8 protein-coding genes are annotated in these 13208 nt (G+C 60.6%); 6 read left to right on the top strand and 2 right to left on the bottom strand.

Annotation, left to right across the window (positions count from 1 at the left end):
* Positions 1-48: 48 nt before the first annotated feature.
* On the bottom strand, positions 49-1914 hold the full coding sequence (locus ACYQ6J_RS07330) for a S1C family serine protease (RefSeq protein ID WP_460183529.1): 1866 nt from the start codon (positions 1912-1914) through the stop codon (positions 49-51).
* Positions 1915-2351: 437 nt separating this feature from the next.
* Between ACYQ6J_RS07330 and ACYQ6J_RS07325 the strand changes: the two genes are divergently transcribed.
* The 3 genes from ACYQ6J_RS07325 to ACYQ6J_RS07315 all read left to right on the top strand — a co-directional run bounded on the left by ACYQ6J_RS07325 (position 2352) and on the right by ACYQ6J_RS07315 (position 5900).
* Complete coding sequence (locus tag ACYQ6J_RS07325) at positions 2352-4019, top strand: hypothetical protein (RefSeq protein WP_460183528.1); 1668 nt, start codon at positions 2352-2354, stop codon at positions 4017-4019.
* Between the two features lie 286 nt (positions 4020-4305).
* Positions 4306-5451: an SMP-30/gluconolactonase/LRE family protein gene (locus ACYQ6J_RS07320; protein ID WP_460183527.1), complete on the top strand. Its 1146-nt coding sequence runs from the start codon at positions 4306-4308 to the stop codon at positions 5449-5451.
* A 110-nt stretch (positions 5452-5561) separates the two neighbouring features.
* Positions 5562-5900 carry a hypothetical protein gene (locus ACYQ6J_RS07315; RefSeq protein WP_460183526.1) on the top strand — a complete coding sequence of 113 codons (339 nt, stop codon included), beginning with the start codon at positions 5562-5564 and terminating at the stop codon, positions 5898-5900.
* Between the two features lie 162 nt (positions 5901-6062).
* Here the strand turns inward: ACYQ6J_RS07315 and ACYQ6J_RS07310 are convergent, their stop codons facing one another.
* On the bottom strand, positions 6063-8456 hold the full coding sequence (locus ACYQ6J_RS07310) for a DUF4159 domain-containing protein (RefSeq protein WP_460183525.1): 2394 nt from the start codon (positions 8454-8456) through the stop codon (positions 6063-6065).
* Between the two features lie 561 nt (positions 8457-9017).
* Between ACYQ6J_RS07310 and ACYQ6J_RS07305 the strand changes: the two genes are divergently transcribed.
* From ACYQ6J_RS07305 to ACYQ6J_RS07295, 3 genes are all read left to right on the top strand, one after another.
* Entirely contained in the window at positions 9018-9974 is a 957-nt protein-coding gene (locus tag ACYQ6J_RS07305) for an AAA family ATPase (protein WP_460185533.1), read from the top strand.
* 107 nt (positions 9975-10081) lie between these two features.
* Positions 10082-10978 (top strand): DUF58 domain-containing protein, encoded by an 897-nt coding sequence (locus tag ACYQ6J_RS07300; protein WP_460183524.1) that lies wholly within the window; start codon positions 10082-10084, stop codon positions 10976-10978.
* Between the two features lie 19 nt (positions 10979-10997).
* Positions 10998-13184 carry a BatA domain-containing protein gene (locus ACYQ6J_RS07295; RefSeq protein WP_460183523.1) on the top strand — a complete coding sequence of 729 codons (2187 nt, stop codon included), beginning with the start codon at positions 10998-11000 and terminating at the stop codon, positions 13182-13184.
* Positions 13185-13208 lie beyond the last annotated feature (24 nt).

Here is a 13208-nt window from a genome sequence, read left to right as displayed (position 1 = left end):
GGCGATTTGCCGCGACTGCGGAGCTATGCGTTTCGGCACTCCGCCCGGTCACTCGGGCATGGGTTCCGACTGCGCATTCGGGTTCGCCGGCGTGGGATTCTCCGGGGGCTTGGGAGAACCTTCCGGCGTCGATTCGTCTTCGGGAGGAGTCGAGGGCGCAGGCTCTTCGGCCGGGGGTTCCTTCTGCGTTGGTACCGGCGAGGCTTCGGCGGGGGGCTCGTTCGCCAGGACCGGCTTGGCCTCTTCCTCTGACGGTGTCGCTTCCCGCGGACGAAGACGCCCGGACATCAGATCGTACATCAGCCCCAGGAGTACATCCGCCGGCAACACAAAGGTCTCGGTTCGCCCCGCCCGCGCGATGTTGATGCCGACCACGCGCCCTTCCAAGTCGACGACGGGGCCGCCGCATTGTTTGGGCGGCAAGACGCCGTCGTGCTGCAACACTGCCGGATAGTCGTCCGCTCGGCGACTAACGCCGACACCCGAGGTATTTTGCATCCGCCGCTTTCTCGCATCGGGGGTATCCGACGGCTTGAGAACCGCCTGGATCTCGAGTTGCTCCTCGCCGCGACGAAGCTTGAGGGTAATCTTTTCGCCCGGGCGGTGGTTTCTGATCGCCCGCACAACGTCGGCCGACTTCTCCGTGGCAATGCCGTCCACGGACAGCACGATGTCGCCGGCCTTGATCCCCGCGGCAAACGCGGCGGTGTCCTCCAGCACTTGCGTCACGCTGGGCCCCGACTCGGTGTCCCGCAGCGATACACCCAAGACACCGGGCTGAAGCGGGATAGTTCGTCGGGGCGCGGCGACCACGCCGATCACCGCGGGAATCTCGGCATTGAACGACGGCGAGATGAGCCATTGCCCCACCCTCGGGTCCTCCCCTTTGCGCCAGGTCAGTTCCGGCAAACCTTTCGCGTCGATCTTGAGCATGGCAACGTCGTGTTCGGACGATAGGCCGACGATTTCGGCCGGAAGCTCGCGTCCGTCCGCCAGACGACAAGCGATCGGCGGTTCCAACTCATCGGCTTTGGTCACGACCCATCCGTCGGGACCTACGATCGTCCCCCACGCGACGTCCTTGTCCCCACATCGCACGAGCACGACGCAGTCGCGCGCTCCCGCGGTAACGGAGGCGAAAGCCTGCTTGACCGCATCGGAGTCTCGCAAAGGCAAGGAATCTCGCCAGACCTCGCCTTTCGCCAAACGATCCCAACCATCGCGAAAAACCTGGACGGGCACATGAAAGTTCGTGGTTGTTGCGGTGGAAATTCGGCTGTGGATTCCCACGACGCGGCCTTCCAGGTCGAACAGCGGTCCGCCGGAGTCGCCCGCCACCAGCGGACAGTCCGTTCGAATCAGGGTCCGATCGCTTCGCAAGACGCGTCCCAATCGCAAAACCGGGGGGCGTCCCGTCGTATAGCCCAACGGATGCCCCAAAGCCAGCACCCAATCGCCGGGCGAGAGGGCATCCGAGTCTCCCATCGGCGCTGCCGTCCAAGGCCCGTCGCCCTCCAATTTCAAGAGGCCGGCGTCCAGATCCTCGTTGCGACCCAACGTAGTGCCGGAAGCGCGCTTCCCGTCCGCGAAGATGAACTCCGCTCGCTGATTGGGTTGGGTGACGACGTGGCCCGCCGTCAACACGTAACCGTCCTCCGTCACGATTACCCCCGATCCCTGATTAGTTCCTACCCGAACGCATACGACGGATGGCAGCACCTTTGCCACCAACTCTGTAACGTGCGACTCCAACTCCCGCGCGTCGTCCAGGCTTTGAATCCGGATTACAGGCTGATCCTCAGTCGCAAGGCCTACACGATGCGCGGCGACCGCCCCGTAAGCGATGATCGCGGTGAACAGAACGAGCGCCAAACCACGAACTTGCTTCAGAGAACGCGATTCCGCACTACGCATTTGGGAAGATTCCGTGAAATGAGATGCAGGGAAATAGCACGAAGGACAAGAGCGGGGGGCCAAGCAGTATTATGGGCGCAATGAGCGTCCTATCGCCGTCGAAGAACGAACGCACCGGGCTTCGCTACCAACCTTCGCCTCCTGCCATTATTCTCCAAAAGGCGGCGGAATCAACGCATCGCCGCGGGATTCCCCGGCGCAGTGACATGCGCGATTCGAAGCTTTTTTCCGGCTTCAAAAGTCGGTATGTTGATTGCGGTGAATGCAGCTACCATTACCGAAGACGAAGCGGCCTCGGATGGAACCGACTCCGATTCGCAACAGATCGGGACGGCCGCCAAACGGTCAGGGATACCCGAGGACACGAAGACGGACTTCTAACGCAACGCTTTTTTCCAATCGCGCAGGCATTCCGCGCAAGTCTGGGGAGGCAAGCCATGCAAGGATTCCTATCCCGCTACAAACGATTTCTAATGCGCGTCGCTCTTTTGGGCTGCATGCTGACCGTGGCCGGACGGACGTTCGCCCAATCCCCGGAACCTATTCGCGATGTCACCATCGGACCCAATCGGGAAGTGCGAGTCAACGGAAGGCCTTTTCTCCCCATCATGTCCTGGCTGCAAGATCCGGTTAATTTTCCGGCGGTCCGGAATTGCGGCATGAATACTACCGCCGGTTATTGGCGCGGTTCGGGAGGGACGCGCGACGTTGCGGAGTATTTGGATCGAGTGCGAGAGGCCGGTTTGTACGGCGTCATGCCATACGACGACGCCCTCCGCGGTCACCCAGCACTTCTCGCCTATATTCACGACGACGAACCGGACCTCCCCCGGCAGGTAAGCGACGGCGAAGTCATCGCTTCGCCCGGTTTGCGAATCAATACCAAAACCCCGCTATGGCGGATTCGCGACGGCGACACAAGTTCGTGGTCGGTACTGGACCCGCTCGCGGAGGCCGCGATTACAATTCCGCTGCCTTCCCCCGTCACGGTTCGCCGTTTTTCGTTTTGGTTAACGACGTCGCCCGGTCTGAGCGTGGCGCGCGAGATCGAAATTCAAGCCGACGGCAATACGGCGACCGTCGCCACATTGGAAAACCGCCGCGGCGAACAAGCCATCGAATTGCCGGAACCGGTCACGGCCTCGCGCTTCACGTTCCGCGTCACCAAGACCGATCCCGGCAACAACGAATGGGGTTCGATCGCGGAGATCGGCGCCTACGACAAAGACGGTAAGAATGTATTGTTGGCCCCGCCTCGCTGGATACCCCGCCAAACGCCCGAGCAAACAGCGCAGGCCTACCAACGCATCCGGCAAGGGGACGCCAATCGGCCCGTCTTCATGACCTTCACCGGATACTTCCATCCTCACTTCGGAAAATGGCCGGACGAAGTTCGTAGCCGTCTTTATCCGGCGTACATCGCGTCCGCCGACGTCGTCGGTTTCGACATATATCCGATCTACGGTTGGAACAAGCCGGAATGGATTCACTTGGTCTACGAGGCAACCGCTCAACTCACGGATTTGGCAGGGAATCGGCCGACTTACGCGTGGATCGAGACCGGCAAGGGCGGCCAGTACACCGGCGCCTTGGAGAATCAAAAAGACGTGACGCCCCGACATATTGAGGCTGAGGTGTGGATGGCTCTTTGCGGGGGCGCTACCGGTATCGGTTATTTCACTCACATATGGAAACCGTCGTACAACCAGTTCGGGGTGCCCGCAGAGAATCGCGAAGCCCTGCGACGCATCAATGATCGACTGACTCGCTTGGCTCCTGCCATTCTCGCGCCGCGGCATAACAATGCCTTGTCCTGGACGACCGCAGGGGGACGGGTGGCCGCGTTCTTGACCGTCGCGGAGGACGCGGTTTATGTTTTCGCCGTCAATTACGATCCCAGGGATCAACCGGCCGATGTCGTGTTTTCGCTCAATACCGCCGAATTGCCGACGACGGCAGCGGTAGCCGACCGGACTGTGGCCGTCGTCATCGATGAAAACCGCGGCGTTCTGATTCGGGACGGCAAGTTCTCGGATCATTTCGAACCGCTAGGGGTGCATCTCTACCGCATTCAAATGGGTGAGAAAACGCGAGTCGGCCAATGACCGCGCTGACCATCGCGAAATCTTATCAGGTTGCATTTCCCCGGACCGGGCAAGAACATTGAGCACGATAGCTGCCGTTTGCTCGCAGGGTGCCGTGTTGCCGACGGTGTCCGCGGGCTATATGATAACGACCAAATGCGACGAACGAACGGTCTGCGCCGAACGCGAGGGCGGCGGTTGGCGATCGTTGATGAATCCACGACGCCTCGTCCGGTCGCCGTTTCGGGCGGCGGATTGTCGCGGCTTTTTTCCGGTCAAGCCTTTTCTCGAACGAAAGCCTAAAGCCATGTTTGATTCCAGCCTTTCTCCGCGTTCGCGACCGTTGTTTTCCGAGCGGCAACCGCGCGGCACGCAAAACCACGACGCTGCCTTTGGGCAGGTGATCGACAAGCGTCCTCCGGTGATCCGAAGGATGATACTCTTGGCCGGAGTGATTGTGTCCGCCACGGCGGGGACGTTGTTTTCGGTCGGGCCATCCGCGGCAGAGGAAACCGTCGAAAAATCCGTGGCCGTCTTGGAGGTCGCCGATCCGCACTTTCACGACTTGATTGCCCCGGACGCCAAGGTGGAGGTGTTGGCCGAGGGATTTGAATGGTCCGAAGGACCGGTTTGGTGGAGGCACGGCGAGTGCCTCCTGTTCTCCGACGTACCGCGAAACACCGTGTTCCAGTGGCGGGAAGGGAAGGGAATCGACGTCTGCCTCAAGCCGTCCGGGTACACGGGCATGACAGCGCGCGGAGGCGAGTCGGGATCCAACGGCTTGGCGGTGGACGCCGAGGGAAGGCTGGTCCTGTGCCAACACGGCGACCGACGAGTCGCCGTATGGTCGGAGGGTTGCTTTCATACCCTGGCAAATCGATATCAAAATAAGCCCTTGAATAGTCCGAACGATTTGGTCATCCGATCCAATGGAGACATCTATTTCACGGATCCGCCTTACGGCATGACGCCGGAGGCCGCCAAGGCCGAAGATGCTTTGGGGTTTTGCGGTGTTTATCGCATCTCGCGAAACGGTCAATTGACGCTGTTGACGGATCGAATGACCCGCCCGAACGGCATCGGCTTTTCTCCGGACGAAAAGACGCTCTACGTGGCTCAATCGGATCCCGCCGAACCGATTTGGATGGCCTTTCCCGTTCGTGAGGACGGGACGCTGGGAGAGGGCAGGAAGTTCTTCGACGCCTCGGTCTGGAAGGAAAGCAAACTGCCGGGACTGCCGGACGGTTTGAAAGTCGACGCGGCAGGCAACGTTTTCGCGACGGGTCCCGGCGGTGTCAATGTTTTTCGCCCGGACGGCACCTTTTTGGGGCGGATCCGCGTCTCGGTTCCAACCGCTAACTGCGCCTTCGGTAACGACGGTTCCGTGTTGTACATCACGGCCGATATGTATCTCCTGCGAGTTCAAACCAAGACCAAGGGTTTAGGATTTTGACCGATTTCGTAAGAGGTCGCCTGCAACCGGTCGCGGACCGCGTTGCGGGGCGAGTGCGGTTGCTTCGGTTTCCCGTTTAATTCCGGCCCTAGACGCAAGGAGTCGTTGGAATGGATCGAAAGGAGATTCTCGCCAAGGTGGCCGCGGGAGAATTGACCCCCGAGGAGGCCGACAGCCTTCTCAAGAGTATGCCGGAGTCACAAGGCGTTTTGAGCTGCAAGGTCAGCCCCAAAGGGGCGGTCAGCGTCTACGGACTGCAACGCATGCCGGTAACGCTCTATGCCGATCAATGGCATCGGCTCTTGGAGTTTGCGCCGAAAATCCGTGATTTCATCGAGCAACACCGCTCGTCGCTGCGGTGGAAGGGGGCCTCCGGCGCTTCCTCGGACGAATCGACGGAGCACGCATCCGAACCCGATCAGGGGGAATCCGGCGCCGCATCCATGTGAGGACGATCGGCGGTCTCCGCCGACAAGAGCGCTCCGTGCCCGCAGCCTGATTACGCGCGATTGTCCGCCGAACGGTAGTCTTACGGTTTTCGTGACCGGAGATCCTCCGCAGCGATCGGTTCGCTCATACCTCTTTTCTTGGACCGGTTTTCTTGGACCGGGTCATTCCTGCAAGGAATACAGCAGGACATTCAGTCCAATCCGGGCCGCGTCTTCGGGAATATAGCCTTGGCAGCCGATGCTTTGCTGCTTCTCCAAGGCACAACTCAAATCATACGGAGAAAACACGACCGCCCAACGACCGTCGATGCGAATCCCTTCCAGTTCCGGCGGGACCTTTCTCAAGATATCCGCCGACGCTTCGCGAAGACCGGTCGGTTGCGGATCTCGCCGGGTGACGGTTTGGAGGTCGAATCCGCCGTAAACCGACCGCAACAAATCATCGTCGACGGGTATCGGCTCCAGGGGATGCTCCGGCAAAATCGCCTGCATTTCCAAACGGAAAGAGTCGGCAAAGGCGCGCGAGGCACACACGGCGTCCGCCAGGATCATGCCCCCTCTCTCCACGAATGTTTTTAGGCGGCGTCGCTCCTCGGGAGTAAGCCTGAAAGCGTTCCGGCCGTGCATGAAGGCCAAATGGAAATCGAAGAGCGACTCGTCCGTAATCGCGATATCGTACTTTACAAGATCGACTCGCAATCCCAATTCTTTCTCGGCGGCCTCGAGAAGATGAATCACGGCCCGAGGCGCTACGGTGCAACCGCCGGGGTGTTGCAGCACGGCCACGGCCAATCGATTGCGCCGTCCCACCTCCGGCGGTCGATCCGCGGAATGATCGAAGAACTCGTACTTGTAGCTCAATTGTCGATTGGTCGCGTAGGCCATAATGTTCCTACCTAGCGCCAAGGCGGCATCCACCTGCGATTGGACGGCCTCCGCGAACCGCAACTCGCGTCCGGCTCGCGAGATCTCCCAAAGGCATGAAAGCGATGCTTGCCCGGTTTGGGGCGGCGGGGAGTAAACGACGCTGGTCCTGCAACCAAAATCCAGCCCCAAAAGCGGTCTCAGTTGTTCCGGGGCAATCGCCGTTTCGGCACGCCAAATCGGGTGCTCCGGAGGCAATAATCGGAGTCGGTACTCCGGTTCGGGAAAGGCCAATTCCATGAGTCGGCGAAATCCCTGATCGAAGTCCCCCTGCGAGCAAACGGACTCCGCTACGATGAATCCCCCGCGATCCAAATAATCGCGGAGCTTCTTGGCTAGCGTTTGACTTGCCGAGGGATCCTGCGGAAGCGGGCTTCGCGTGCCCCCGAAATACAGAACGGGAGACTGGCGGAGGTCGTCCACGGTCGCGGCGGACAAATCCACCACCTGCCAACCGAGATCCATTTTCCACGCCTTTTCGACATGTTCCGTCAGGTTGCCGATGTCGTTACGGTGAGAATTCCAAGCAGCTTCGTCTCCCCATTTGAGCTTGGCGGCCATGATGGGACGCCTTCCCTTGGCAAGGAATAGAAGCGCGAAGGCCGTCGCGACTTCGGGATCATCCTCACCCGTCCCGGATTGCCCCGGACCGACCCAATAGTCGGCCGCCAATCGCCCCGCCTCGTCACCGCCGGCACGGCGTGTCTTCAACTCCAAGAGGAAAGCGGAGCCTTCACGATACCAGTCATGAGATCCGATGAATCGCTGGGAGGTGAGACGCCCCACCCGCTCCAGGCCGTAGAGGTAGTACAACAACCACGAATCCCCGGCCCGAGGGTTTTGCCGCACCGAAAAGTTGCGTGCCAGCCAGTCCAGTCCGCGGCGGATACGGTCGTCTTGATCCTTCGCCGGTTGACAACATTCCACGCGATCACCTGCAACGGCGGCGTTAGGGGTGTGCACCATGGCGTACGTGATGACCAAAGCGCTGACGCCGGCGCACGTCATACTGCCCGTACCGTCCAAACCTTTGCGATACCCCCAGGAACCGTCGGGGTTCTGCGTTCCTTCCCAATAGTCGCGGGCATTTTTCCAGACTTCATCCGCCGCCCGAATGCCGACCCTTTCCGCCTCGTACAAGGCCAACAGCGCGAATTGGCTGTTGGAGTTATCCGCTCGGAGGCCGAAACCGGGATAAGACCAACCGCCGCGATCCGGTCCGTCCTTGACCTGCACGCTTTCCAACCACTGCACGTTACGCTGAATCAGGGCGGCATCGCGGTTCGGATTCGCCCGACACAACACCATGGTCTGAAGGGAGACCGAATACGTGGAGTTGATTTTGCTCGGCTCGAATTGACGGAACCGCCGCAGCGCCTTTTGGATGACGGGGTCGTCGGCGGGAACGCCGGCGGTAAGCAGGGCCAGCGCACAAAGCCCGCTCACGCCGCCCGTGTGCGGCGGAAGATCCGTCCACGACCCGTCCGCCTTCTGCTGCCGCTTCAGGTATTCCACGCCGCGGTCGATGGCTTGCTGCAACAAGGGCGCTAGGCCGTCGGCGACATTCTGCCCGAAGGCCGCTCCCCCCAGCGAAACAACCGGCAGGAGGCAGAGAAGCAGCCGCGCTGCCATCGCCGATCGCCGGGGGCAGGAAGGCCCTTCGGCGGATGGCCGCACTGCCACCTCCGACTTCCGATCCCGTTGACGATCGACACTATTTGCTGGCAAGGTTCACCTATCCCTTATATTCATCGCCGATTGCCGTATTTCGCCGTGATGACAACTGGTACGGCAAAACTCGTGGGAAGAGCAACGCGCGGGATTCTCGCTCGGGCCGCCCATGACGTCTAAAACAACCCTCGCGAACGCGGAGGCGAACGGCTATCCATCGAGTGCAGTCCGTCGGTCTTGCGTCGAATCGCGGTTGCCTCTCAAATTACGATAGGGCAGGAACCGTGCCGCGAAAAGCCCCTTTGGATGGTCGTGCCGCGTATGACCCTGCACACCACGGGTAGGTCTCGTGATCCATTCGGTGAATTGAGGGTTCGCTGTTGATCGCGAGCCCGACGACCGTGGGTCCGCGACCTTTGTTTCGGCGAAAGAACTGGTTCCCTGGGATGAGGTGTCGGATTGTCCACAAAACCACGAAGTCTGGGAGACGTCCTCCAGGAGTTCAGCTATCATCGGAAGCTGATGCAGGAGGAATTGCAGAAAGTAATCGTTGGGCAAAGCGAAGTCTTGGAGCAAATCTTGGCGGCCATCTTCACGCGCGGCCACTGTTTGCTGGTGGGAGTGCCGGGGCTGGCCAAGACTCTCATGGTGAGCACCCTGGCTCGGATTCTGGACGTCCAGTTCAAACGAATCCAGTTCACGCCCGACCTCATGCCTTCGGACATCACGGGCACCAACGTGTTGGAGGAGGACGATCACGGCAAACGCTACTTCCGATTCATGGAAGGCCCCGTCTTCACGAACATCCTTCTCGCCGACGAAATCAACCGTACGCCGCCGAAGACGCAGGCCGCGCTGCTCCAAGCCATGCAAGAGCGTGAAGTGACGGTCGGGCAGCAAACCTATCCCCTGCCCGAACCCTTCTTCACGATCGCCACGCAGAACCCGATCGAGCAGGAGGGCACCTACCCGCTGCCCGAAGCACAACTCGACCGCTTCATGTTCAACATTAAGGTGGACTATCCGACCTTGGAGGAGGAAGAGAAGATTCTGGCTACGACCACGCGGAGCGAGAAGACGGAAGTTCGCAAGATTTTGAACGGCAAGGCGATTGTCAGCCTCCAAAAGCTAGTCAATTCCGTGGCGGTCAGCCCGTACATCATCCAATACGTCACAAGACTGGTTCGGGCGACGCGTCCCAACGATGCCGCCGTCCCGCAGTTCGTGCGGGAGATGGTCGATTGGGGCGCCGGTCCGCGTGCCGGGCAGTTCCTCATCCAGGGCGGCAAGGCCCTGGCCGCCATGGACGGACGTTTCACCGTCGCCGTGGAAGACGTTCAAAAGCTGGCCGTTCCCGTCTTGCGACATCGCATCAGCACGAATTTCCAGGCCCAAGCCGAAGGGATGACCGCCGACGACCTCGTACTGCGTTTGGTGAAGGAGATCCCGCCGCCAAGCGTTCCCAAGTTCGAATCGTAGCCTGACCGCCGGAACGTGCAAGCCGACCGGTCGCGGTCGCGGCCCCGATTCGCCGGCGAGACTGTGAGTTCAATCGGCAAAGCCGTCCTCGGCAACGCGAAGCCGTTATGTCCAACGTCGTCAAATATCTCAAACCCGAGGTAGCCAGACAGATCAAGCGGCTGGATCTCCGCGCCGAGTTCATCGTGAAAGGTTTCTTACAAGGACTCCACGCAAGCCCTTTCCAAGGGTTCTCGGTCGAGTTCAGTGAGCACCGCAAATATGTGCCGGGCGACGATCCTCTCGATATCGACTGGTTGGTGTACGCCAAGACGGATAAGTATTACGTCAAGAAGTTCGAGGCCGAGACCAACATCACCGGCTTTTTGGCGGTCGATGCGAGCAGTTCCATGGGCTACACCTACCGCGGCGAGATGACCAAGTTCGATTACGCCGTCGGTCTCGCGGCGGCTTTGTGCTACCTCATGATTCGCCAACAGGACCCCGTGGGGTTGTGGGTCTTCGACGAAGTCGTGCGGCGAACGCTGGCCCCCCAGTCGCGACGGTCCCAACTCGGCAACGTGCTTTCCGTTTTGGCGAAACTGACGCCCAGCGGCAAAACCGACATCGTCGGCGGGTTGAATCGGATGTCGGGCGTTCTGCATCGTGCCTCCCTGATCATGATCTTTTCCGATCTCCTTGCGGAAGAAGAACCGATCATCAAGGCCCTCTATCGTCTCAAGCACCGCGGTCACGACGTCATCTTGTTTCACGTCTTGGACGAAGCCGAGGTCCGGTTTCCCTTCAGCGGAATGGTGGAATTGGAAGACCCCGAGACGCTCGATCGCTTGGAGGTCGACGCGACGGGCGTCCAGGCGGAGTATGTGCATGAACTGGAACAATTTCGCGAAAGGTATCGCAAGGAATGCCTCCGGGCGGGAATCGATTACGTACCGCTCGATACCTCCATGCCTTTCGACAAAGCCCTAACCGAATACTTATTGCGGCGTCGCGCCCGATTTTGACCCGCTCGCACGGATTGCCATGGCGTTCGTCACCCCGTTGTTTCTCTGGATCGGCACGGCACTCGTGGGCATCCCGTTGGTGCTGCACTTGGTGATGCGCCGGCAAAGTCGCCGCGTGACGTTTCCCGCTTTGCGGTTCGTTCGCAACCGCTTTCAGGTGGTGCGCCGCCGACTTCGCCTCCGCCACTGGATTCTGCTGATCTTGCGGATGGCCCTCTTGTTTTTTCTGTGCGTCTTACTCGCCCGCCCCAGTCTTCGGCCAAGCGGCATCGGAACCGGAGAAGAATCCCCAGTGGCAGCGGCACTGGTGTTCGACACCGCTCCCAGGATGACGTACCGGCAACGCAATCAAACACGGTTGGAGGCCGCCCGGGAAATCGCCGACTGGTTACTGACGCAATTGCCGCGCGACAGCGAAATCGCGGTCGTGGACACCGGAACGTCCGCCGCTGCGTTTGCCGTCGATCGCGCGGCGGCGCGAACGCAAATCGCCAGACTCCCCATCTCCCTGCGTCCCGCCTCGCTGCCCGAGACCCTCGTCAAGGCGCAGGAACTGCTAAAGACCAGCACCTTGGAACGTCGCGAGATCTACGTTTTCTCCGACCTTGCCGCGGCGGCCTGGCCTGAGGATCAAATATCCCAGGTCAAGCGAATCTTCGAGGGCGAAGCAAAGACGGGCGTCTATTTCGTGGATGTGGGCGTACCGCAACCGGAGGATTCCGCAATCAGCGGTCTGCGATTGAATCGCGAAGTCACCGCCGGGGGCAATCCCGTCGAATTGGAGGTGGAATGCCGTCGCTTCGGAAGTCCCGTATCGCAGACGGTTGCTGTGTTTTTGCGATCCCCCGGATCGAATCCGACCGCGGAGGAATCGCTCGTCAAAAGGAGCCAGCGGACCGTTGATCTGCAAGCCGACGGCATCGCAAGCCTTTCGTTTTCGCTAGGGAATCTTTCGCCGGGCATCCATCAAGGATTCGTGGCCTTGGAAGGGGAGACGCCCCTGCCCGCCAATGATCGGGCTTACTTCACGGTGGAGGTTCGCGGCGCCGTGCCGATTCTCATCGCCGCGCCGCCGCCCGCGGAGCGCCACGCCTTGTATCTGTCGCAGGCCCTCGCGCCGGAAGCATTTCGCCGAGCGGGTACGGCCACGTTCGACTGTCGCGTTATCGACCACAACGAACTCCCCGCGACCGACTTCGGCGACTGCGCGGCAATCATTCTGTTGGACCCGCCGAAACTGCCCGATCCCGTTTGGGACAAAATCGAGGACGCCGTAAGATCGGGGAAAGGCTTGGCGATTTTTCTGGGCAGACGGGCCTCGCCCGCCGAGGCGTGGAATACGGCGTCCTTGCAACGGATATTGCCGGCGCGTCCCCTCATCCAGTCGCGAGCGCCCGCGGGGGATGTGTACCTCGCGCCTCGGGATTATTCCCATTACCTGCTCAGCCCGTTTCGCTCATTAGCCAGTTCGATACCCTGGGATCTCTTTCCCGTCTATCGCTACTGGCTTACCGAAATCGACTCGCAGTCCGCCTTCGTCGTCGCCGAATTCAGCGACGGTCGGGCGGCGATCCTAGAGAAAACCCTGGGACGCGGTCGCGTCATCCTTGCCGCCACTCCGATCTCCGACTTGCCGGACGAGACCCCTTGGAACCTTTTGCCCGTCGGTCAGGCTTGGCCCTTTGTCATCCTCGCCAACCAGTTGGGCATGTATCTGTCGGGCGCTGCGGATATACGTCTCAACTATCTGCCCAACGAGGTGGTGGAGGCCCCGACGGGCGGTCGCGATGCGGCCTCGACGTTCCTTCTCGAACGTCCCGCCGACATCTTCGCGCCGTCGCCTGCGCCGGAACCGCCCGTCAGACTTCAGCCCAATCCTGCCACCGGGCGAGTTGTCGTACCAAGCACGGATCGCGTGGGCAATTACCGACTCCGCGCCGGAGTCGGCGAGTCGGCCTACGATTGGGGTTTCAGCGTCAATTTTTCGTCGCAAGCGGCGGACCTCACCCGACTGCCCGACGAACGCTTCCGCGAATGGTTCAGTCCAACCGGAGCACGGTTGGCACGGACGCGGCAGCAATTGACGCGAGAGGTCTCCGTCGGCCGAAGCGGTTACGACTTGGTGCCCTACCTTGCTCTTTTGTTCGTGATGATTTTCGCGGCCGAGCAGGTGCTAGCCAATCGCTTTTACGGTGACCGGAAGTGAACGAAGGCGGCGCGACCGATAAAC

The sequence above is a fragment of the Thermopirellula anaerolimosa genome (assembly GCF_054657335.1).
This window is presented reverse-complemented; position numbering and strand designations above follow the sequence as displayed.

Coding starts and splice junctions, on each gene's coding strand:
- ACYQ6J_RS07330 (WP_460183529.1), bottom strand. CDS start 1,914: ATGCGTAGTGCGGAATCGCGTTCTCTGAAGCAAGTTCGTGGTTTGGCG.
- ACYQ6J_RS07325 (WP_460183528.1), top strand. CDS start 2,352: ATGCAAGGATTCCTATCCCGCTACAAACGATTTCTAATGCGCGTCGCT.
- ACYQ6J_RS07320 (WP_460183527.1), top strand. CDS start 4,306: ATGTTTGATTCCAGCCTTTCTCCGCGTTCGCGACCGTTGTTTTCCGAG.
- ACYQ6J_RS07315 (WP_460183526.1), top strand. CDS start 5,562: ATGGATCGAAAGGAGATTCTCGCCAAGGTGGCCGCGGGAGAATTGACC.
- ACYQ6J_RS07310 (WP_460183525.1), bottom strand. CDS start 8,456: ATGGCAGCGCGGCTGCTTCTCTGCCTCCTGCCGGTTGTTTCGCTGGGG.
- ACYQ6J_RS07305 (WP_460185533.1), top strand. CDS start 9,018: ATGCAGGAGGAATTGCAGAAAGTAATCGTTGGGCAAAGCGAAGTCTTG.
- ACYQ6J_RS07300 (WP_460183524.1), top strand. CDS start 10,082: ATGTCCAACGTCGTCAAATATCTCAAACCCGAGGTAGCCAGACAGATC.
- ACYQ6J_RS07295 (WP_460183523.1), top strand. CDS start 10,998: ATGGCGTTCGTCACCCCGTTGTTTCTCTGGATCGGCACGGCACTCGTG.